Here is a 21,366-nt window from a genome sequence, read left to right on the forward strand (position 1 = left end):
TTAGGCTGATTTCATGTTCAGTAAAGGGGGATGGCCCGATGTTTCAACATTTATTTGCTGAAATGATCAAGATGCTCCAGGAGATTGCCCGTGACTACCCCTCTTCGGAGGGGGAGTACCGGAATGAACTGATCCGCAAGTACAACATGCTTCACAGACTCAGTGATAAAGTGATGGATGAGTGGCTGGCCTTTGCCGAGCAGCTGAGCCAGTTCCGGGAACAGACTGAGCTTTCGCTCGAGCCTGAGGAAGAAGTGCCGCAGCAGGAGGCACCCGAGCTTGCCATGGATTCTTTTGTCCGGGGCCAGGGGTATTATAAGCTCCTGATGTACAGCAAATGTATCCAGCAGTTTCAGGAAGTAATCCGGCGGTATCCTGACAGCCTGGCCGCCCGGCTGTATCTGGCCATGGCTTATCTGCAGGAAGGGGACGGGGAGACGGCCTGGAGCCATCTGAACCATATGCTCGCCCTGATCCGGGAGAGCAAGCTTAAGGCGATGATTTATAATGCCCTGGGCTGCATCAGGGCCTCACAGGAGCGCTTCCTTGAGGCAAGTGAACTGTTCGGTTTGTCTTTGCAGCATGATCCGGCTCTGCCGGAGCCGAATGTCAATCTGGAGGTCTGCCGCAAAAAGGGCGGTAAGCTCCAGTTCGGGGACCAGCTTGTTTCGCTTTTGTAATCATAGCCATTCATTTAGGCGATGCATCCACTTGAACAAGCGGCTTGCATCGCCTTTTTACGTAACTTCTGTTATGCTGATATGGAGTCTCAAGTGAAAGGGAATAGAACTTACAATGAAATTTGCCGTGCTTGATTTTGAAACTACGGGAACCCAATCTGTGGGTGAGATTATCCAGGTTGGCCTTGCCATTATAGAAGAAGACCGGTCTGTTTCCCGGGTATATGGGTCCTATGTCAAGCCCGGAACATCGATTCCTCCTTTTATTACAGGCTTGACCGGCATAACCGACGCTGATGTTGCAGATGCGCCGGAGCTGGATGAAATGATGATGGAGCTGGTCCCGCTGCTGGATGATGTTGTGCTGGTAGGGCATAATGTCGCATTTGATTTCCACTTTTTACAGAATGCCCTGGACCGCTGCGGCTATTTGCCGTTTCAGGGCCGGATTCTCGATACGATTGATTTTCTCAAAATATGCTTTCCGTCGCTGACCACCTATCAGCTCGGTGCAGTCAGTGCACATTTCAAGCTGACGCATGAGCGTCCGCATCAGGCTGACAGCGATGCGCTGGCCACTGCGCTGGTGCTGCTTAAATGCCTTGACGAGCTGTACAGCCTGCCGCTGCTGACCATTCAGCGCCTGAATGAGCTGTTTGCCGGCGAGGACAGCGATCTGGCCTGGTATTTTGATGGCCTGCTTCACGAGCGGGAGATGGAAACCTTCCAGCCGGAGGGCGAGCTGACCTTTCACCGTCAGCTGGCACTTGCGGTCGGCGACTGGAATGAGCTTGTTTCACCGCGCGAGGAGGGTTCCGGCAATCCTTTGGAGAATGTATCCTTTGAGGACTACATGGCTGAGGTAACAGCCAGACTGAAGGATACGTTACCGCAGTATGAGACGCGGGAATCACAGGAGATTATGATCGGCGAAGTAAAGACCGCCTTTCAGGAAGAAAAGCATCTGCTGATTGAAGCGGGTACCGGCACCGGCAAATCGCTGGGCTACCTGCTGCCGGCTATTTATCATAGCGTGCGTACAGACCAGAAGGTGATGGTGAGCACACATACAATCAATCTGCAGGATCAGCTGCGGGAGCGCGACATCCCCCTCCTGACTACAGTGGTCCCGTTTCCGTTCAAGGCTGCCGTCTTTAAGGGAAGAGGGCACTATTTGTGTCTACGCAAGTTTGAACATAAAATAAATAATAAGGATTTCGTAAGTACCAGGGAAGAAACGCTCACAGCAGCACAAATGCTTGTGTGGCTTACCCAGACGCAGTCCGGTGACGATGAGGAGCTGAATCTCAGCGGCCGCGGCGGCGACTTCTGGGAAAGTGTCGCCAGCGACACCGACTCCTGTCTGGGCCGGTCCTGTCCTTGGTTCCGTAAATGCTACTACCACCGGGCCAAGCATGAAGCCGGAATTGCCGATGTGGTCATTACGAATCATTCCAAGCTGTTCGCAGATGTAAAGGCCGGGCATCAGCTGCTGCCTGCCTATGAGCATCTCGTGATTGATGAGGCACATCATCTGGAGGATGTGGCGGGCAAGCATCTGGGCATGCAGATGAAGTATTTCACTGTAGCCCATACGCTGACCCGGCTGTATAAGGACAGTAAGAGCGGCCAGCTCCCCGCGCTGCGCCAGACCCTGCAGTCTTCGGGAAGCGAGCAGGCCTCCGAATGGAGCAGTGTCATCGACCGGATCTATCCGGATCTGCTGACCGTCAAGGAAACCTGGGATGTGCTCAGCGACAAGCTGTTCGGATTGCTGCCAGACCGCAGTGATGCCGCAGCGGGTGAGGCCGGGCAACTGGTGTCACGCCTGCATCCCGGCAAGAAGCCAAGGGACTGGGAAGAGCTGGCTGCGCTGGAGAACACGCTGAATCTCAGCCTCAGCGATATTATCCGCAGGGGCGACAAGATGCTCAGTGAAATGCGCGATACCGACAGCCAGTCCTCCTCGGACAGTCTGGTAACCGACATCGGCGGCCTGTTTAAGGATCTGGCCTCGATCCGCGAGCAGATCCGTTTCTTCATGGGCCTGAATGATGAGAATGTTGTGTACTGGATGGAAGGGAGCAGCAATTACCGCGGCAAATCCCTGCAGCTGTATGCTGTACCGGTAGATGTCAGTGCCCAGCTGAAGGAGCTGTTCTTCGACAAAAAGAAAAGTATAACGCTGACCTCCGCAACGCTGTCTGTGGATAAATCCTTCCAGTTCATGATCGATAATCTCGGCCTGGGCGAGGCTGCGGAGCAGGAGCGGCTGATGACCGCACTGCTGCCTTCACCGTTTAATTACCGTGAGCAGGCACTGCTTGTGATACCGCGTGATTTTCCGAGCGTGAAGGGCAGTGTAGGGGATGCCAGGTTTGTTGACAAACTGGTGCACTCGCTGGCAGAAGCCGCTGTAGCAACCAAAGGCCGCATGCTGGTGCTGTTTACTTCCTATAAAATGCTGAGGCAGGTCTACGACCCGCTGAAGGAGGCACTGGCCACAGAGGACATCGCTGTTCTTGGGCAAGGTGTAGAGGGGGGGAGCCGCAGCAAACTGATCCGGCGTTTTCAGGACAGTTCTGCAGCGGTGCTGCTCGGAACCAGCAGCTTCTGGGAAGGCGTGGATATTCCCGGAGATGCGCTCACCTGTCTGGCGATTGTCAGACTGCCGTTCCAGCCCCCGAACCACCCGCTTGCAGAGGCCAAAGCCGAGCTGCTGCAGGCACAGAAGAAGAACCCGTTCATGAAGCTGTCGGTACCCCAGGCGGTTATCCGCTTCAAGCAGGGCTTCGGCCGGCTGGTTCGCACCGCCCAGGATCGGGGAATTGTTATTGTATATGATACCAGGGTTATCGAGTCTTACTACGGGAAGTATTTCCTGTATTCGCTGCCCGGCCCCAAGATGGAGCATATGCTGACTGAGCAGATGGTTCCGAGAATCGAGGAATGGCTGGAGGGCGGCATTTCCTAAAATGCATTCATTTCATTCTTAATCTAGTTCCGCATCTGCTTCCTGTCTGTTTGAGTAACGGGGAGCGGTGCGGCTTTCATACACATCCGAGTGATACTAAATTTAGGAGGAGAAGACATGAAATCGGACAAAATATCGGAGGCTGTCGTACGCAGGCTCCCAGTGTATCTGCGTTTCCTGAATGATCTCCAGAAGCGCGAAATTGCAACCGTTTCTTCCCAGGAGCTGGGACAGAAGCTTGACCTTAATCCGGCACAGATCCGCAAGGACCTGGCTTATTTCGGCGACTTCGGCCGGAAGGGCATCGGTTATGATGTATCCTATCTGATTGAAAAAATCCGCCATATCCTCAAGCTTGACCAGCAGATCAACGTGGCTCTGGTCGGTGCGGGGAACCTGGGCCATGCCCTTTCCAATTATAATGCTTATCTGAAGGATACGATGAAAATCACTGCCGTATTCGACTCCTACGCACCCAAGGTCGGCCAGAAAATCAACTCCCTGACGGTTCAGCCGATGGAGGAGCTGGGCCAGACCATCCGTGAGCAGGGAATCCGGATCGGCATTATTACTGTACCGGACAGTGAAGCGCAGAATGTAGCCGATATTCTGGTGGAATCGGGCATCGAGGCTATTCTAAATTTTGCTCCGGTTATTCTCAAGACTCCGCCGTCGATCCGTATTCATGCGGCCGATTTTACGACTGATCTGCAGAGCCTTGCCTACTATTTGCATGACGGAAAGGAAGAAATTACCGATGAGCAGCAATAAAACGATAATCGCGAACGGCCGGTTTCTTGTACCTGGCTCGCTTCAGCCTGTCCTGAGCGGTTATATGACCATAGAAGATGATCTGATCACATACATAGGGGAAGACAAGCCTGCAGCCGAAGATGGTGTTCTGACGGTTGACGGCAGCCGTCTGCTGTTCATGCCGGGACTGGTCAATACCCACGGCCATGCGGCGATGTCGCTGCTGCGCGGGTATGGTGACGATATGGTGCTTCAGTCTTGGCTGCAGGAAAAAATGTGGCCGATGGAAGCGAAATTTACCGGAGATGATGTGTACTGGGGAACAGCCCTGTCCGTTCTGGAAATGCTCAAGGGCGGAACAACAACTTTCCTTGATATGTATGATCATATGGACCGGGTGGCCGAGGTTACAGAACAGTCGGGTATCCGTGCTGTACTGATGCGCGGCGCCATCGGCCTGTGTCCTGAGGATGTGCAGAACCAGAAGCTTGCGGAAGCCGTGGAATTTGCCCGTAACTGGCACGGCAAGGCGGACGGCAGAATTACGGCAATGCTCTCGCCACACGCGCCTTACACCTGTCCGCCGGACTTCTTCATGAAATTTGTCCAGGCGGCTCATGATCTGGACCTGCCGATGCATACGCATATGTCCGAAACCCGGCATGAAGTGGAGCAGAATGTGGCCGATTACGGCCTGCGCCCGGTGGCGCATCTGGAGAAGCTGGGCATGTTCACCCGCCCATCCCTGATCGCCCACGGTGTTCATCTGAATGATGAAGAAATTGAAATTCTGGCCAAATACAATGTCGGAGTATCCCATAATCCGGGCAGCAACCTTAAGCTGGCGAGCGGGGTAGCCCGTGTACCGGACCTGCTTAGAGCGGGAGTCAAAGTCTCACTCGGCACTGACGGAGCGGCAAGCAACAACAACCTTGACATGTTCGAGGAGATGCGGCTGGCCGCGCTGATCCATAAAGGCGTCAGCGGCGATCCGACTGCCGTACCTGCGCCGGAAGCGCTGCTGATGGCAACGGAATACGGGGCAGCTTCCATCTACCTGAACAACGTCGGCCGACTGGCTGCGGGCATGAAAGCTGACTTTATCGCCATTGATATTGACCAGCCCCATCTGCTGCCGCATTCCGATCTGCTCTCCCATGCCGTCTACTCGGCAAGTGCAAAGGATGTTGAGCATGTCTGGGTTAACGGCAAACAGGTTGTAAAGCACGGCCAGTGCCTGACACTGGATGAAGAGGAAGTCCGCCGCAAAGCGCAGGAAACCTTTGAAAGCCTGCTTAAAAGATAATATTATGCAAATTAAACGGATAACACCGTCAGTTATTTAGGAAAGGGAGCTGCACTTTGAGGAAAAGGAAAAAATGGCTTCCGCTGGCGATCAGTGCGGCACTGCTCCTTTTGTTCGGACTGGGGCAGTTCTATGCCTATATTATGAAGGATCAGTGGGCCGAGCGCAGCGCAGCCAGGGAAGTGGCCAGAAGCCGTGCGGGACTGACTGAGGTGACCAAGGCCCAAAAATCCGTCTGGGATGAAAATGCAGCCTACTGGGTGCTTACAGGAAAGAATGAGGCGGGCACCGAGCTGATGGTCTGGGTCCGCTTTACACTTGACGGCAAACCGGCAGGAGGCGACAACGATATTTATGCGGCAGAGCTGTCGCAGGGTACCTCGGAGCAGCAGATCCGGGAGAAGCTTGCTTCTGAGCTGCCCGGTGCAGATATCAGGCGGCTTTTGCCCGGCGTATTTAACGGAGAATATGCATGGCAGGTCTTCTACAAGCAGGAAGGACGGTATTATTACCGGTTCTACCGGTTCAGCGATGGTACGGCAATCGGGGACGGCTATAGCCTGCCGAGTAAATAATACAGCGGGAAACGGCATAAGCAGCAGGTGGACGTAATGGTCCGGCTGCTGTTTTTGTTATGCGCAACCTTCAGAATATGATGAGCATGCATTTTTTTGATATATAGCTTGTATAGCAATCATGATACTGAAGCGTAGTTGCTCAAACTTTAAAAAAAGGGAGAAATTACAGGGGATACTGAACGTTATCTTAGTCAGGCTGTGGATTTGTTTGAGGAAATTCTGGCGCTTGGTTATCTGCTCGAAAAAAAGTTTGTTCAAAGCAGGCTCATCATTTATGTCTTTTTTGTCGATATGAAATAGAAACAAAGGAGTATATCCAAAAATTAGTACCAAAAATTTTAAATATATTCACAAATTTATGCGGAATCGTATATACACCTATGATATACTAATGCATGTACTTAAGACATGCGAAAGAGCATGCCGGATAATAAGTTATCGCTAAACATGCTATCTTAACTATTTATTTAATATATTGTCTTACATCTGAGAGGAGGACGTTGCTTGAAATTACGTCTTGTACCTGTGCTGTTAACGTCTCTGTTGTCTGCGGCGCTGTTGTTTGGGGGCTGGTATGCTTACCGCCAGTTCGCTGTCCAGGAGCCGCTTCAGAAGATTGTATCATCCTATGAAGGAGTAAATAAATCACATATTAGTATTAACCGCAATGAAGTGACTTTGAAACTTAATCTTGAACCTGGAACGAAATTGCGTGAGCTTGTGCAGTATGTTAATAGCGAAGGAAAGTCAGCAATCGGCAGCCGTACGCTCAAGCTTGATGTTGACCAGAACTCCAGTGCATTGCTTGATGAATATTGGGACAAGGCAATGTTTTCCGTCGCAGAAGCGATGGAGAGCCGTAAATATACACTGATTCCGGCCAAGCTTGACGGACTCAAGGCACAAAGCTCCGAGTTTCAGAATGTGACGGCAACGACAGAAATCGATGATAATAACGTCTACGTGAGCCTGAGTGACGGTAAACAGAGCAAGTTTATTATTTTACCGCGGGTTCCTGCAGCGATGGGAGTGTGGAATAATGCCTAAGTATTGGAAGGAAGTCCTCGCCGGTTTTGCACCGGTGCTGCTTGTTTTTATGGCTTTTGTCGGCATTAATATTTTTCCGGTTGTTATCGCTGCGGGCATGCTCGGCGCCCTGCTGCTGATTGCCCATCTGCGCGGCGGTTTGACAGTCAATGCCGGTGCCGACAAGAAGCGTAAGAAGAACGGCCCGTCGAAGCTTACCTTTGAGGAGATCGGCGGCCAGGACAATGCCAAGCAGGAGCTGCGTGAAGCCCTTGACTTTCTGATCCGTCATGAGGAGATCAGCAAGTTCGGGATCCGCCCGCTCAAGGGGATTCTGCTGACCGGACCTCCGGGGACAGGGAAGACGCTGATGGCCAAGGCTGCGGCACATTATACCAATTCCGTCTTTGTTGCGGCATCAGGCAGTGAGTTTGTGGAAATGTATGTAGGTGTCGGGGCCGGACGTATCCGTGATTTGTTCAAGGATGCCCGTACCCGTGCCGTTAAGGAAAACAAGCAGAGCGCCATTATTTTTATCGACGAGATTGATGTTATCGGCGGAAAGCGTGAAGGCGGACAGCAGCGCGAGTATGACCAGACGCTGAACCAGCTGCTGACCGAGATGGACGGGATCTACAATAACGATGCACCGCGGATTCTGCTGATAGCTGCAACGAACCGTAAAGAAATGCTTGATTCCGCACTGCTGCGTCCGGGCCGGTTTGACCGCCACATCCAGGTGGATATGCCAGACAAAAAAGGGCGTAAGTCCATTCTCGACCTTCATGCCAAGAACAAGCCGCTGCATGCCAGTGTTGATCTGGACAAAATCTCAGAGGAAGCCTACGGGTTCTCCGGTGCGCAGCTGGAAAGCGTCATGAACGAAGCAGCGATATATATGATGCGCGAAAATCTGACCCAGGTGGAGCAGCGCCATTTATCCTCAGCGATCGACAAGGTGATGATGGGCGAGAAGACAGACCGTGAGACCAACCAGGAAGAAAAGCGCCGGGTGGCGATTCACGAATTGGGCCATGCGATTATGGCAGAGCTGCTGCGTCCGGGAAGCGTCAGCCAGGTAACACTGACTCCGCGGGGACAGGCACTCGGTTATGTGCGCCACAATCCGCAGACTGAGCAATACCTGTATACGAAGGATTATCTGGAGCACCAGATCATGATTGCGCTTGGCGGCGCAGCCTCTGAGGAAATGTATTACGGGGGACGCAGCACAGGCTCACGCGGTGACTTTGATCAGGCCCTGAATATTGTAGAGACCATGATGAAATCAGGCCTCACCTCTCTGGGAATCGCAAATCTGCAAATGGTTACCACAGAAGAGCTTATGAAGGAAAATAGTAAAATACTGGATGAGCTTATGATCCGTACGCGTGAACTGCTGGAGGATCAGCGTAACATATTTGATTACTCCCTTGACATCCTTATGAAGGAAGAAGTTCTCTCCGGAGAGCAATTTCGTTGTCAATTTCGTGACAGTGTAAAATTACCGGCATAAATATTTATGCCGGTTATTTTTTTTTACTTTTGAGACATGCTAAGATATTATTATATGTCGTGCTACATATTTTTTTCGACAGACAAGGTACAATACAAAAGTATAGATACCTGAAAGGATGGAGGCTTTTACATGAAGTTTAAAAAGATTGGTGTCATCGGCGGTGGCACAATGGGACAAGGGATTGCCGAAATGCTGGCAGCCAAAGGCCTGGATGTATTACTGGTGGAGAAAAACGCAGAAAGACTGGACTACTCCTATGAGATGATCGAGACAAATCTCGATAAGCAATTGGAGAAATGGGCAATTACCCAGGCTGAGAAGAAACTGATTCTGAGCCGTATCCAGAAAGTAACACACTTCGCTGAGCTCAGCTCCTGCGATATGGTCATCGAAACCATTACTGAAGATCTTGAAGATAAGCAAAAAGTGTTCAACCAGCTTGACCAGGTATGTCCAAGCCACATTATTCTGGCCAGCAACACTTCCACACTAAGCTTGACTGAGCTTGCCAGCTCTACAATGTACCCTGAGCGCGTTATCGGCATGCATTTCATACATCCTGTCGGCAAGGTGGATCTTGTCGAAATCGTGCGCGGTCTGAAAACCTCTGACAGCACTTTTGAAGATACCAAATCCTTTGTTGATGAAATCGTTGAGAAGAAGGGCGTAATGATTTATGAATCCCCGGGATTTGTAACTTCACGCCTCATTTGCCTGTTTATAAACGAAGCTATGCACGTCCTGCAGGAAGGTGTTGCTTCACCTGAGGATATCGATGACGCAATGCGTATCGGTTACCAGTTCCAGCACGGGCCGCTTGAAATGGCAGACCGTTTCGGCCTGGATTCCGTACTTGCCGCACTTGAGAACATGTTCCGTGAATATGGAGAGCTGAAATACCGTCCATCCACGATTCTTAAGAAAATGGTGCGTGCAGGACAACTGGGTGCTAAATCGGGCGAAGGCTTCTTCAAGTATGACAAGGATGGTGACCGTGTATGAACGTTCTAGTAATTAACTCCGGAAGTTCTTCTTTGAAATATCAGCTGTACAATATGACTGATGAGTCTGTTCTGGCCAAAGGTCTGGTAGAGCGCATCGGGATGGATTCCTCCATTCTGACTCATAAGCCGACCGGCAAACAGGAAGTAACCGAAGTCAGCGAAATTCTGGAGCACAACACTGCAATCCGCAAAGTGCTTGCCTGCCTGACTGACAGCGAGCATGGTGTAATCAGCTCCATTGAAGAAATCAATGCCGTTGGTCACCGTGTTGTGCACGGCGGTGAGTTCTTTAAGGAATCCGCCCTGGTGGACGGCGACGCCAAGTCCAAAATCCGCCAGCTGTTTGACCTTGCACCGCTGCATAACCCTGCTGCAGTAATGGGGATTACAGCAACTGAAATCAATATGCCGGGTGTACCGCAGGCCGTTATTTTTGACACTGCCTTCCACCAGACTATGCCGGAAAAAGCCTATATGTACGCCATTCCGAGAGTGCTGTACAACAAATACAAAGTCCGCCGCTACGGCGCGCACGGTACTTCACATGACTTCGTAAGCAAAGCTGCTGCCGAGTATCTGGACCGTCCGCTGGAAGATCTGAAGATCATTACCTGTCACATCGGTAACGGTGCCAGTGTAACTGCGGTTCAGGGCGGAGTGTCTGTTGACACTTCCATGGGGATGACCCCGCTGGAAGGCCTGATGATGGGTACACGCAGCGGTGACCTCGATCCGGCTATCGTTCCTTATGTAATGAACAAGGAGGAGCTGTCTGTCGGCGAAGTGAACTCCATGCTGAACAAGCACAGCGGTCTGCTGGCTATTTCCGGCGTGAGCAGCGACATGCGTGACATTATCGACGGAGCGGAGAAGGGCGAAGCCAATTCCACGCTTGCTTTTGAAATGTATGAATACCGTCTGCGCAAATACATCGGTTCTTATGCAGCAGCTATGAACGGTGTAGATATTATCGTCTTCACAGCAGGTGTTGGCGAGAATGCCTCACTGCTGCGTGAACGGGTACTGAACAATTTGACGTTCCTGGGCATCGAGCTTGATGCTGAGGCTAACAAGGTCCGTTCCGGTGATCCGCGCCGCATCTCCACTGCTGATTCCAAGGTGCAGGTGCTGGTGGTTCCGACAAACGAAGAGCTTGTCATTGCCCGCGATACCTATCGCCTGGTGCAAGGAATTAACGGCTAAATTAGAGGAGAGATTTCAGGCATGGCTAACAAAAGTGTGATCAAGAATGTGAATGAGCATGTGGGAGAGAGTGTTGTCATCGGCTGTTGGGTGAACAACAAGCGCTCCAGCGGTAAAATTCAATTCCTGCAGCTTCGGGATGGTACAGGCTATATCCAGGGTGTTGTGGTGAAATCGGAAGTGCCTGAGCAGGTCTGGGACGATGCCAAGAGCCTCACCCAGGAAAGCTCGCTGTATGTAACCGGCATTATCCGTGAGGAGCCGCGCAGCCAATCCGGGTATGAAATGACTGTTACCGGTATCGAAGTACTGCATCTCACTGAGAATTATCCGATTACCCCTAAGGAGCATGGCGTTGACTTCCTGATGGATCACCGTCATCTCTGGCTGCGCTCTTCTAAGCAGCGTGCGGTACTGGTAATCCGTGCGGAAATTATCCGCGCGATTCAGCAGTTCTTTAACGAAAACGGCTTTACCAAGGTGGACCCGCCGATTCTTACTCCAACCTCGGCTGAAGGAACCACCAACCTGTTCCACACGAAGTATTTCGATGAGGATGCGTACCTTACACAGAGCGGACAGCTGTACATGGAAGCTGCAGCTATGGCGCTGGGCCGGGTCTATTCCTTCGGGCCGACCTTCCGTGCCGAGAAATCGAAGACCCGCCGCCATCTGATTGAGTTCTGGATGATTGAGCCGGAAATGGCCTTCACCGATCATGAAGAGAGCCTTAAAGTGCAGGAGAATTTCATCAGCTTTATCGTGCAATCCGTATTGACGAACTGCCGCGCCGAGCTTGAAGCGGTGGGCCGCGATGTATCCAAGCTGGAGAACATCAAAGCGCCGTTCCCGCGGATTACCTATGATGATGCGATCAAGTTCCTGAATGATAACGGCCATGAAATTGCCTGGGGCGATGACTTCGGTGCACCGCATGAAACGGCGATCGCCGAAGCCAACGACAAGCCGGTATTCATTACGCACTATCCGGCATCATTTAAGGCATTCTATATGAAGCCGCACCCTGAACGTCCAGAGGTTGTGCTCTGCGCGGATATGATTGCACCTGAAGGCTACGGTGAAATCATCGGCGGTTCGCAGCGTATCGACGATCCGCTACTACTGGAACAGCGCTTCAAAGAGCATAATCTTTCCATGGATACTTACAAGTGGTATATGGACCTGCGTACCTACGGTTCCGTGCCTCATTCCGGCTTCGGTCTCGGACTTGAGCGCACAGTAGCCTGGATCTGCGGTCTGGATCATGTGCGTGAAACGATTCCGTTCCCGCGTACACTGTACCGTCTATACCCTTAAATAAAGTGAAAGGGGCAGAAGTATGGACGGCAGAGGATGGAATACCTGGGGTGAGGGCGCAGCGTTTGGCCTTCAGCACGGGATGGCCGTCATTCCTTATGCACTCTTAAAATATTACCGGAAGCTGAACCTCAGCGGCGACGAAGCCATGCTGCTCATCCACCTGCTGTCTTTCCGGCAGGTGGAGGGCATTGATTTCCCGTCGCTGGAGGATCTGCAAACTGTGACCGGCCGGAGTATATCCGTAATTGCCGGAGAGCTGCAGAAGTTGATGAAGGAAGGCTTTATCAGCATTGACGGAACCAATGACGAGCTTAGGGATTTTCATTACGAGCAGTACAATTTTACAGGATTGTTCAACAAGCTGGGAGCTGTTCTGGCTGAAGCCGCTCAAGAGGATGCTGAGGGCAGATCTGCCGGATCTAATCATACCAGACATGCGTCAACGCGGATTGCCGCAAGTCCTGCTGCTACAGCAGCTGTGGAGGCGGAGAGCCGCAATCTGTTCAGCATCTTCGAGAAGGAATTTGGCCGGCCGCTGTCGCCAATGGAGTGTGAGACCATTTCCGGCTGGGTCGATCAGGACCGGTATCCTGAGGAGCTTATTCTGCTGGCGCTGAAAGAGTCTGTTTTTGCCGGCAAGGTTCATTTCCGCTACATTGACCGAATTCTGCTGGAATGGTCACGCAACCGGGTGAAGAATGCCCAGGACGTGAAGAACTATAACCAGAAATTCCGGGGCGGCGGAAGATAACGTTCTGGACAACAATATAAGCCTGCCGCCTTGGACAACCAAGTACGGCAGGCTTTTTTTTGTTTTTGTACAAAAGCATCCGCTGCAGTTTAATGAAAGGCAACACGTCGGAATTGCGCAGACAACACTTCAGAATGGTGTAAGTACCATCTCTTTTTTTTGAAGCGAGACAAGTAAGAATGACAAGCTTGCGGGGAACAGGGGGGAAAGGTAAAATTTAACTATCGCAGAACGGAACGGATGTTCAGGTTTTACTGACTGTGGCTTGCTATTTTTCGTTACCGATGGAGGGACTATTTACTGGTGATGAAAGTTGAATCAGATCAGGAGTATAAGCTTGAAATCGGCATTATGTCTGTCTCCAGCAACCAAGTGTATAGTGAGGTGGTTCCGGGCGGGACGGGGGAGATCAAGATTACGGTGCCGGCGGACGGAGATTACCGGGTGTATATCAAAAACCATGCGGCAAAAGAGGCACACTTCCGCCTGATCCTGGACGAGCCGCTCACAGGTCCGCTTGTATGACTTGATTCGATACAGGTAGGGGCAACCAATAGAAACTCCCCAGCCAGACATCCTTGAAGATGCTAACGGGGGAGTTATTGCAGCTATATGGGGAAACAGTGGAAAATAGCTGCTGTTAGTTGTACAGGATACACTTACACCAACAGTCAAAATAAAGCTACCACGGGCTGACTGATACATTTGTAGGACAACAGCGTTTCATGGACTTTAGATCAGCTGCTTAGAATCATCCAAGAGCTTACTGGTTTTTAAACAGCTCTTTTTCCACGGCTGCCCCCATCTCGCGGGAGCGTTCTGCGCAGCGGTTCACTGCGGCGATGACCGTTTCGAAGAAGTCACCTTTGTCCAGCGTTTCGATCGCTGCCTGGGTGGAGCCGTTTGGCGAAGTGACCTTTTTGCGCAGGGATGCCGGATCTTCTCCGGTCTGCTGTACCATCCGGGCAGCTCCCAGTACACTCTGCACGGTCAGCTCTAAGCTCTGCTCAGCTGTTAATCCGCCGCGGATGCCCGCAGCAGTCATCGCTTCCATCATGTAATAGATGTAGGCCGGTCCGCTGCCGGAGATACCTGTCAGAGTTTCCATCCGTTCCTCTTCGATGACGGAAGTGATGCCCACCGATTCGAAGATATTTAGTGCCAGACGCCGGCCGGCCTCGCCGACCTCCTTGGAGAAGGCGATGCCTGTTGCGCCGAGTCCGATCGTGCTTGAGGTGTTCGGCATCGTGCGGATCACCGGCTGAGGCGTGCCAAGCAGACCCTGGATGGTGCGAATTGTAAGACCCGCAATAACGGAGACGATAAGCTGGTCCGGCTGGAGCAGCGGAGCCAGCCCGCGCAGCGCTTCAGCAGCATCCTTCGGTTTCATTGCCAGGACGATAACCTGGGCATTCTTCAGGATTTCCGCTGTTTGCTGCGGATCATTGCTGCCTTGCACGCCATAACGGCTGCGCAGTTCGGCCAGACGTTCGCTGCTGCTGCGGTTGAGCATGGTGATGCTGTCGGAAGCAATAACATTGCGGGCAATCATGCCCCGCACAATAGCTTCCGCCATCGAGCCTGCCCCGTAGAATACGATATGTTCCTTAATAAGCGGAACGGATGGTTGCTGACACATGTTATGAGTCCCCCTAAAAGTTTTGTGAGCTTAACCCCACTGTATAATCCGCGTACAAAACTCGCTTCGTAAGCATAAGCCTAAGTTTTGTGAGCTTAACCCCACTGTATAATCCGCGTACAAAACTTGCTTCGTAAGCATAAGCCTAAGTTTTGTGAGCTTAACCCCACTGTATAATCCGCGTACAAAACTTGCTTCGTAAGCATCTACGTTATCCCCGGATTTGTCCGGTTCCGCGGATGATATATTTGCAGGAAGTCAGTGCAGGCAGACCCATGGGTCCGCGGGCATGCAGCTTCTGGGTACTGATGCCGATTTCGGCGCCAAAGCCGAATTCGAACCCGTCGGTGAACCGGGTGGATGCATTATGATACACTGCTGCAGCATCTACCTCCTGCAGGAAACGTGCCGCATGCCCGGCATTTTCGGTAACAATGCATTCTGAATGCTTGGTGCTGTATTCAGCGATATGACGCAGCGCTTCATCCAGCCCGCCGACGATACGGACATTAAGAATGTAATCATTATATTCGGTCGCATAATCCTCAGCGGTTACCGGTACCGCCCAAGGAATCAGGGCTACCGTTTCCGGGCAGCCGCGAAGCTCAACGTTAACCTTGCGGAAAGCTTCAGCCAGCGCCGGCAGATGCCGAGCGGCATACTCACGGTTGACAAGCAAGGTTTCCATGGAGTTGCAGACAGACGGCCGCTGGGCTTTGGCGTTAACGCTGATCCGTTCGGCCATTTCAGGCTGACAGCCTGCATCCAGATAAGTATGGCATATGCCTGCACCTGTTTCAATTACAGGGACTGTGGCGTTCATTACAACATTCTGGATCAGTGAGCTGCCGCCGCGCGGGATGATTACATCCAGCAGGCCGTTAAGCTTGAGCATCTCGTCAACAGAAGAACGGTTAGGATCTTCAATCAGCTGTAAGGCTGCAGCCGGAATGGACGTTTTGGCCAGCGCCGTATGCAGCACTTCAACGATTTTGCGGTTGGAGGAGAGGGCAGAGGAGCCGCCGCGCAGAACCACGGCGTTGCCTGTCTTCAGGCAAAGACCGGCGGCATCTACCGTTACGTTCGGGCGGGCTTCATATATAATGCCGATAACTCCGAGCGGGACGCGGATTTTTTCTATAGACAGGCCGTTTGGACGCTCAAATTGTTCGAGTGTATCTCCAACCGGATCAGGCAGCACGGCAATCTGCTGCAAGCCTTCAGCAATTGCGCCGATCCGGCTGACATCCAGTGCAAGGCGGTCGAGCATGGACTCCGGCGTACCGGCCTTACGCCCGCGCTCCAGATCTTCGGCGTTGGCGGCGATAATGGACGGGGCCTCCTGACGCAAAGCATCAGCCATGATAAGCAATGCTTCATTTTTCTGGCCGGTGGTCAAGCTTGCTAGAACTCCTGTAGTCTCTTTGGCTAATGTGGCTTTGTTAATCACTTCACTCATATTGTTTCCCCCTGAAAGGTAGTGTATGTTAATTGCTTTATCTGTCAGCGCAGTGTGATCCATTCATCGCGGTGGATGACTTCAAGCCGGTGGACTTCACCAAGCTTGGGAACGATCTCCCGGCTCGGCAGGCCTTGAATGCTGCGGAGCTGGGTATCATCGTAGTTGACGATCCCCCGGCCCAGCAAGGTTGCATCTGGTCCAAGGACCTCAACGACATCACCGGAGTGGAAGCTGCCCTCGATCCGTTTGACACCTACCGGCAGCAGACTGTGTCCTCCATGGAGCAGGGCTTCAACTGCTCCGTCATCGACAAAAAGCGAGCCGAGCGGTGTTGACATGAAGCCGAGCCACTGTTTTTTGACCGGCAGGGAGGCGAGGGTAGTGTCAAAATAAGTGCCTTTCCCCGTGCCTGCTGCAGCCAGGTGCAAATCTCCGGGTTCAGAGGCGCGGCCGATGAAGACCGGCACCCCGCCGCGGGTTGCAATTTTGGCGGCATCAATTTTGGAACGCATACCGCCTGTACCGACGCTCGAGCCGGCTCCACCTGCGTAGGCATAGATTTCCGGCGTAATCTCCGCCACCCGGCTGAAGCGGACCGCTTCGGGATTCTTCCGCGGGTCTCCGCTGTACAGCCCGTCCATATCGGTCAACACCAGCAGGCGCGAGGCCTTCAAAAGATTGGCAACCAGTGCTGACAGTGTATCATTATCCCCGAATTTCAGCTCGTCGACCGATACCGTATCATTTTCGTTAAATACCGGGATGGCACCCTGTCTTAGCAGCTCCTCGACCGTCATCATCGCGTTATTCATTGCGCGGCGGCTGCAAAAGTCGGTACGGGTCAGCAGAATTTGGGCGGTCGGCAGTCCGTGCTTGGCAAAAGCCTCCTGATAAGCCTGCATCAGCATAACCTGTCCGACGGCAGCTGCAGCCTGCTTCTCATGCAGCAGCTTTGGCCTGGACGGATAACCGATGCCGCGGAATCCGGCAGCTACGGCCCCGGAGGTTACCAGCAGCACCTCACATCCGTCCTGCCGCAGTGCGGCAAGCTCAGCAGCGAAAAAGGCTACAGCTTCGCGGTTTAAGCCGCCTTCGGGGCCGGTCAGCGAGCTGCTGCCGATTTTGACTACAATACGTGTGGCCACGTTATCTTCACTTCCCTTTCAGAATATCAGACTTGAAAACGACAAAAAGCCCCCATCCTAAGACTTAGCAAAGGACGAAAGCATGGTTAACTTCCGCGGTACCACCTTCATTGATGAGGGAACATCCGACTTCATTCTCATAACGGGAGTATCCGTCCTGCAGGCAGCAGGCCGCTCGGGGGTAGGATTCAGAAATAACAACCGCGGTAAATTCTCTCAGCCTTCCGGAATTTACTCTCTGCTCACGGATAGAGACATTTCTTACTGGTCCCGTCTACACGTTTCACTATTTGACAATTAGAATACCATGGCGGTGTGCGGTTTGCAAAGGGAGTTTGCAGGAATATTTTTATGCGCTGAAGCTGCAGTGAAATGAGATGTTTATGCCCGGGAGGAACGGGTAATTTACTTATAATCTGTTACCAGGAGGTGCATCCACTTGAGTAAAGACAAGCAAATCGCGCAGGAACAGACTGAAAATGCCAAAGAGGCAGCGGAATTTCAGAATCAGGCGATTCGTGATTTTGTTGAAGAGCGTGCTGCAGACACCGGAAGCAAAGGACCGGTCAATGAGCACACAACCCGCCTGCCGGACAACCAGAACCGGATGATTACTCAGCATAACCGCCAGATGTGATAAGGCTATATGAACAGCCTGTAGGATGATAATTGTCAATGATGAGCTATTAGGTAGTGAATATACGAAAGGCTCCCGGATATCCGCTGACCAGCGAACCCCCGGGAGCCTTTTTATAAGGCTGCAAAACAGATTCAGGCTTCCGCCAGACTGGCCACTGTGTTCTTGAAGGTTTCAATAAACACCTCGGCTGCCTTGGACAGATAGCGTCCCCTCCGATAGGCGATAACCAGTGTACGGCTCGGCACCGGCTCAGCCAGCGGCAGATAGACCGGAACGAATTCACTCCGCGGGGCACGGGCGATAAAATGAGGCACCAGGGTAACCCCCATACCTGTGGCAACGAGGGACTGAATGGTCTCCATATTGTTGCTCTGAAAAACAATCTTCGGCTCAAAGCCGGCTTCCCGGCAGAGCTCCATCGTCATTTTGCGGAAGCCCTGGCCTTCTTTGAGTACAATAAAGGGCTCGTCCTTCAGTTCCTCTAGTGTAGTCCGGATGCCTTCAGCCTTGCGTGAGGCCAGCGGATGGTCCGGCGGTACGGCCAGGTCGATCCGCTCCTCCCCGAGCACCTCATAGGCCAGTGTCGGAATTTCCAGCGGAAGGGAGAGCAGGCTCAGGTCCGTCTGGCCGACGGCAGTCAGCTTTTCCAGGTTCATAGAGGAGTCCTCAAGGAGCGAAATTTCAATATCCGCATAGTTCTGCTTAAACACCGGCAGGACATGAGGAAGAAGATGGGCACCGGTAATCGGCATACTGCCGACAACCACACGGCCGGTGCGCAGTTGTGATATATCCGACATCTCCTGGCGAAGCAGCTCCACCGCAGCTAAAATCGATTCCGCCTGTTCGACGAACCGTTCGCCGGCATGCGTCAGCTCCACTGAACTCGTATTACGCTGGAACAGCATTACCCCGAGTTCCTTTTCCAGCTTGGACAGCTGCTGGCTGAGCGAGGGCTGGGCTACATGCAATTTCTCCGCGGCACGCGAAAAGTTACGCTCCGCTGCGATTTGCAGCGCGTACTGCAATTGTCTTAATTCCATAATCGTACCCCTTGTTTACTTATAATACTTATAAGTATAGCCTATAAGAGGTCTTTTTAATATAGCCTTGGGAGCTGAAGAAGCAAGAGAACCCCGAACGGGGCTCTTATTTTATTTCGGCCAGCGCTTTATCCATCTGCGATTCGCTTTCTTTTACATTATCACTGCCGGCAGTCTCAACTCCGAGGAAAGTATTCTTGGTGTTTTGATAGAACGCGGAAGCGAAATCCTTAATTGGTTCCCCGTCAGTATGTTTGCCTTCAACTACAACAGCTTTGAAGAGATTGGTCAGCATGTACTCGGCATCCTCAATATGAGCCAGATAATTGCCGGCATTGTACTCCTCAACCACTTGCGATTCAAAGTCCGTCAGTTCTTCAGGAGAAGGGGAGTAGGCCTTGGCCAAAACCTCCACAGCATCAGCCTTCTGTGCAGAGTCAGTATCCGATTGGGCGATCTGTTCGATAGCCGATTCCCAGCTCACGGACGGATTGCCGTCCGTCGGTTCACTAGCAGGAGTATCTGCAGCGGGTGCAGCCGTTCCCTGTACTTCCTGTGTAGCGGCAGGAGATGCCTGGTCAGCCGGTTCATTTCTTGCTGCTATCTGTCCGACGATGCTGCCCAGTACAACTACCGCTACCCAGAACAGCCAGTGCTTATAAAATGGTTTTTTCATTACTCTCTCTCCTGTGTCTAGTATTTTTGAAAATGATTTTATCAGAATTCGGAGTGAATTCAAAAATACATACCCCATTAATGCTGCTTATAAGCGCAGGCTATTACTTTTATAGAAATCATATCTTGGAATTATAAACACGGCGATGTTATATTTAGAGCATTCAAGAGAGACTCCACACTCTCTTCCAAATGAACGATTCTACTAATGAGGTGAAATCATGAGCAACAAGACAATGTTTGAGAAAATCTGGGACAATCACGTTATTCATTCTGAGGAAGGCAAGCCGAGCATCATTTATATCGATCTGCATCTGGTGCACGAGGTTACTTCCCCGCAGGCTTTTGAAGGACTCCGTCTGAGTGGCCGCAAGGTGCGCCGTCCGGAGCTTACTTTTGCAACAATGGACCACAACGTTCCGACCAAGGACCGTTTCAATATTACGGACCCTATTTCCAAACAGCAGATCGACACCCTGTCGCAGAACTGCCGAGATTTCGGAGTCAGACTGTTTGACCTGAATGACATTGACCAAGGGGTCGTACACGTTATGGGACCGGAAATCGGCCTGACCCATCCGGGCAAAACCATTGTCTGCGGCGACAGCCATACCTCCACGCACGGCGCTTTCGGCGCACTGGCCTTCGGGATCGGTACAAGTGAAGTTGAGCATGTGCTCGCTACCCAGTGTCTGCAGCAGTCCAAAGCCAAAACGATGGAAGTCCGCTTTACCGGCAAGCGCAATCCCGGCGTAACCGCCAAGGATATGATTCTCGGCGTTATCGCCAAATACGGCACGGACTTTGCAACCGGATATGTTATTGAGTACACCGGCGAAGCGATCCGCGAGTTGTCGATGGAAGAACGCATGACGGTCTGCAACATGTCGATCGAGGGCGGAGCGAGAGCGGGTCTGATTGCTCCGGACGATACTACCTTTGAATATCTGCGCGGCCGTGAATACGTACCGCAAGGTGAAGCTTTTGACGCTGCTGTTGCTTCATGGAGAACACTGGTGAGCGATGAAGGCGCACAATATGACACTGTTGTTGAGTTCGATGTGGAAACATTGATCCCGCAGGTAACCTGGGGAACAAGCCCGGGTATGGGTACAGACATCAACTCCAGTGTGCCTAATCCGGCGGATTTCACTACTGAAAATGAACGTAAAGCTGCTGAAAAAGCGCTTGAATATATGGATTTGACTCCAGGCACCCCGATGTCCGAAATCGGCATCGACTATGTGTTTATCGGCTCCTGCACCAACGGCCGGATTGAGGACCTGCGCGCTGCTGCACAGGTAGCCAGAGGCCACAAGGTATCGGACAAAGTTACTGCGATTGTAGTTCCAGGCTCCGGACGCGTTAAAATGCAGGCGGAGAAGGAAGGGCTTGACAAAGTATTCACCGAAGCGGGCTTTGAGTGGCGCGAAGCAGGCTGCAGTATGTGCCTGGCGATGAACCCTGACGTTCTTCAGCCCGGACAGCGCTGTGCCTCGACTTCGAACCGCAACTTTGAAGGACGCCAGGGACGCGGCGGACGCACGCATCTGGTATCCCCGGCAATGGCGGCTGCCGCTGCCATCAAAGGCCGGTTCACTGATGTCCGTGACTGGAATTACAAGACGGAAGCCGTCAACGCATAGAA

General features: G+C 52.1%; 19 protein-coding genes. 14 read left to right on the top strand and 5 right to left on the bottom strand.

The window, feature by feature from the left end; translation table 11 throughout:
* Positions 1 to 38 precede the first annotated feature (38 nt).
* The 12 genes from M2108_RS08645 (at position 39) to M2108_RS08700 (ending at position 13,639) form a co-directional block, all read left to right on the top strand.
* Entirely contained in the window at positions 39 to 680 is a 642-nt protein-coding gene (locus M2108_RS08645) for a tetratricopeptide repeat protein (RefSeq protein WP_277468376.1), read from the top strand.
* Positions 681 to 795: 115 nt separating this feature from the next.
* Entirely contained in the window at positions 796 to 3,654 is a 2,859-nt protein-coding gene (gene dinG, locus M2108_RS08650; protein WP_277468375.1) for an ATP-dependent DNA helicase DinG, read from the top strand.
* A gap of 117 nt (positions 3,655 to 3,771) precedes the next feature.
* Entirely contained in the window at positions 3,772 to 4,425 is a 654-nt protein-coding gene (locus M2108_RS08655; RefSeq protein ID WP_221797995.1) for a redox-sensing transcriptional repressor Rex, read from the top strand.
* Positions 4,412 to 5,713 carry an amidohydrolase gene (locus tag M2108_RS08660; RefSeq protein WP_277468374.1) on the top strand — a complete coding sequence of 434 codons (1,302 nt, stop codon included), beginning with the start codon at positions 4,412 to 4,414 and terminating at the stop codon, positions 5,711 to 5,713. Before M2108_RS08655 ends, M2108_RS08660 begins: the two co-directional genes overlap by 14 nt.
* A 56-nt stretch (positions 5,714 to 5,769) precedes the next feature.
* Positions 5,770 to 6,288 carry a cell wall elongation regulator TseB-like domain-containing protein gene (locus M2108_RS08665; protein WP_277468373.1) on the top strand — a complete coding sequence of 173 codons (519 nt, stop codon included), beginning with the start codon at positions 5,770 to 5,772 and terminating at the stop codon, positions 6,286 to 6,288.
* A 507-nt stretch (positions 6,289 to 6,795) separates the two neighbouring features.
* Entirely contained in the window at positions 6,796 to 7,338 is a 543-nt protein-coding gene (locus tag M2108_RS08670) for a hypothetical protein (protein ID WP_277468372.1), read from the top strand.
* Positions 7,331 to 8,833: an AAA family ATPase gene (locus tag M2108_RS08675; protein ID WP_277468371.1), complete on the top strand. Its 1,503-nt coding sequence runs from the start codon at positions 7,331 to 7,333 to the stop codon at positions 8,831 to 8,833. Before M2108_RS08670 ends, M2108_RS08675 begins: the two co-directional genes overlap by 8 nt.
* Positions 8,834 to 8,965: 132 nt before the next feature.
* The gene (locus tag M2108_RS08680) at positions 8,966 to 9,838 is read left to right on the top strand and encodes a 3-hydroxyacyl-CoA dehydrogenase family protein (protein WP_277468370.1); all 873 of its coding nucleotides are present in this window, start codon (positions 8,966 to 8,968) and stop codon (positions 9,836 to 9,838) included.
* The gene (locus M2108_RS08685) at positions 9,835 to 11,043 is read left to right on the top strand and encodes an acetate/propionate family kinase (protein WP_277468369.1); all 1,209 of its coding nucleotides are present in this window, start codon (positions 9,835 to 9,837) and stop codon (positions 11,041 to 11,043) included. The genes M2108_RS08680 and M2108_RS08685 overlap by 4 nt, the downstream gene beginning before the upstream one ends.
* A 21-nt stretch (positions 11,044 to 11,064) precedes the next feature.
* A complete protein-coding gene (gene asnS / locus M2108_RS08690) occupies positions 11,065 to 12,360 on the top strand; it encodes an asparagine--tRNA ligase (protein ID WP_277468368.1) in 1,296 nt (431 codons plus the stop codon).
* A gap of 22 nt (positions 12,361 to 12,382) precedes the next feature.
* Entirely contained in the window at positions 12,383 to 13,114 is a 732-nt protein-coding gene (locus M2108_RS08695; protein WP_277468367.1) for a DnaD domain protein, read from the top strand.
* A gap of 303 nt (positions 13,115 to 13,417) precedes the next feature.
* Complete coding sequence (locus tag M2108_RS08700) at positions 13,418 to 13,639, top strand: hypothetical protein (RefSeq protein ID WP_277547183.1); 222 nt, start codon at positions 13,418 to 13,420, stop codon at positions 13,637 to 13,639.
* 238 nt (positions 13,640 to 13,877) lie between these two features.
* On the opposite strand, the gene proC is transcribed toward M2108_RS08700, so the two are convergent.
* From proC to proB, 3 genes are all read right to left on the bottom strand, one after another.
* Complete coding sequence (gene proC / locus M2108_RS08705; protein WP_277468365.1) at positions 13,878 to 14,753, bottom strand: pyrroline-5-carboxylate reductase; 876 nt, start codon at positions 14,751 to 14,753, stop codon at positions 13,878 to 13,880.
* Between the two features lie 211 nt (positions 14,754 to 14,964).
* Entirely contained in the window at positions 14,965 to 16,212 is a 1,248-nt protein-coding gene (locus tag M2108_RS08710) for a glutamate-5-semialdehyde dehydrogenase (RefSeq protein ID WP_277468364.1), read from the bottom strand.
* 44 nt (positions 16,213 to 16,256) lie between these two features.
* Positions 16,257 to 17,360: a glutamate 5-kinase gene (gene proB / locus M2108_RS08715; protein ID WP_277468363.1), complete on the bottom strand. Its 1,104-nt coding sequence runs from the start codon at positions 17,358 to 17,360 to the stop codon at positions 16,257 to 16,259.
* Positions 17,361 to 17,799: 439 nt separating this feature from the next.
* Here proB and M2108_RS08720 point away from each other — a divergent pair, with 439 nt between their 5' ends.
* A complete protein-coding gene (locus M2108_RS08720; protein ID WP_277468362.1) occupies positions 17,800 to 17,997 on the top strand; it encodes a hypothetical protein in 198 nt (65 codons plus the stop codon).
* A 134-nt stretch (positions 17,998 to 18,131) separates the two neighbouring features.
* Here the strand turns inward: M2108_RS08720 and M2108_RS08725 are convergent, their stop codons facing one another.
* The gene (locus tag M2108_RS08725; protein ID WP_277468361.1) at positions 18,132 to 19,043 is read right to left on the bottom strand and encodes a LysR family transcriptional regulator; all 912 of its coding nucleotides are present in this window, start codon (positions 19,041 to 19,043) and stop codon (positions 18,132 to 18,134) included.
* 106 nt (positions 19,044 to 19,149) lie between these two features.
* Positions 19,150 to 19,719, bottom strand: a complete 570-nt coding sequence (locus M2108_RS08730) for a hypothetical protein (RefSeq protein WP_277468360.1) — start codon at positions 19,717 to 19,719, stop codon at positions 19,150 to 19,152.
* 220 nt (positions 19,720 to 19,939) lie between these two features.
* Here M2108_RS08730 and leuC point away from each other — a divergent pair, with 220 nt between their 5' ends.
* On the top strand, positions 19,940 to 21,364 hold the full coding sequence (leuC, locus tag M2108_RS08735; protein ID WP_277468359.1) for a 3-isopropylmalate dehydratase large subunit: 1,425 nt from the start codon (positions 19,940 to 19,942) through the stop codon (positions 21,362 to 21,364).
* The last annotated feature ends 2 nt before the right edge of the window (positions 21,365 to 21,366 follow it).

Origin of the sequence: Paenibacillus sp. PastM-3 (assembly GCF_029893965.1) — a bacterium.
In the GTDB taxonomy this organism is placed as follows: Bacteria; Bacillota; Bacilli; order Paenibacillales; family Paenibacillaceae; genus Paenibacillus_AQ.

Excerpts from the sequence above, each read along its gene's own strand:
- M2108_RS08675 (WP_277468371.1), top strand. The coding sequence starts at position 7,331 with ATGCCTAAGTATTGGAAGGAAGTCCTCGCCGGTTTTGCACCGGTGCTG.
- M2108_RS08680 (WP_277468370.1), top strand. The coding sequence starts at position 8,966 with ATGAAGTTTAAAAAGATTGGTGTCATCGGCGGTGGCACAATGGGACAA.
- M2108_RS08645 (WP_277468376.1), top strand. The coding sequence starts at position 39 with ATGTTTCAACATTTATTTGCTGAAATGATCAAGATGCTCCAGGAGATT.
- M2108_RS08695 (WP_277468367.1), top strand. The coding sequence starts at position 12,383 with ATGGACGGCAGAGGATGGAATACCTGGGGTGAGGGCGCAGCGTTTGGC.
- leuC (WP_277468359.1), top strand. The coding sequence starts at position 19,940 with ATGAGCAACAAGACAATGTTTGAGAAAATCTGGGACAATCACGTTATT.
- M2108_RS08710 (WP_277468364.1), bottom strand. The coding sequence starts at position 16,212 with ATGAGTGAAGTGATTAACAAAGCCACATTAGCCAAAGAGACTACAGGA.
- M2108_RS08685 (WP_277468369.1), top strand. The coding sequence starts at position 9,835 with ATGAACGTTCTAGTAATTAACTCCGGAAGTTCTTCTTTGAAATATCAG.
- M2108_RS08725 (WP_277468361.1), bottom strand. The coding sequence starts at position 19,043 with ATGGAATTAAGACAATTGCAGTACGCGCTGCAAATCGCAGCGGAGCGT.
- M2108_RS08655 (WP_221797995.1), top strand. The coding sequence starts at position 3,772 with ATGAAATCGGACAAAATATCGGAGGCTGTCGTACGCAGGCTCCCAGTG.
- dinG (WP_277468375.1), top strand. The coding sequence starts at position 796 with ATGAAATTTGCCGTGCTTGATTTTGAAACTACGGGAACCCAATCTGTG.
- M2108_RS08660 (WP_277468374.1), top strand. The coding sequence starts at position 4,412 with ATGAGCAGCAATAAAACGATAATCGCGAACGGCCGGTTTCTTGTACCT.
- asnS (WP_277468368.1), top strand. The coding sequence starts at position 11,065 with ATGGCTAACAAAAGTGTGATCAAGAATGTGAATGAGCATGTGGGAGAG.
- proC (WP_277468365.1), bottom strand. The coding sequence starts at position 14,753 with ATGTGTCAGCAACCATCCGTTCCGCTTATTAAGGAACATATCGTATTC.
- M2108_RS08730 (WP_277468360.1), bottom strand. The coding sequence starts at position 19,719 with ATGAAAAAACCATTTTATAAGCACTGGCTGTTCTGGGTAGCGGTAGTT.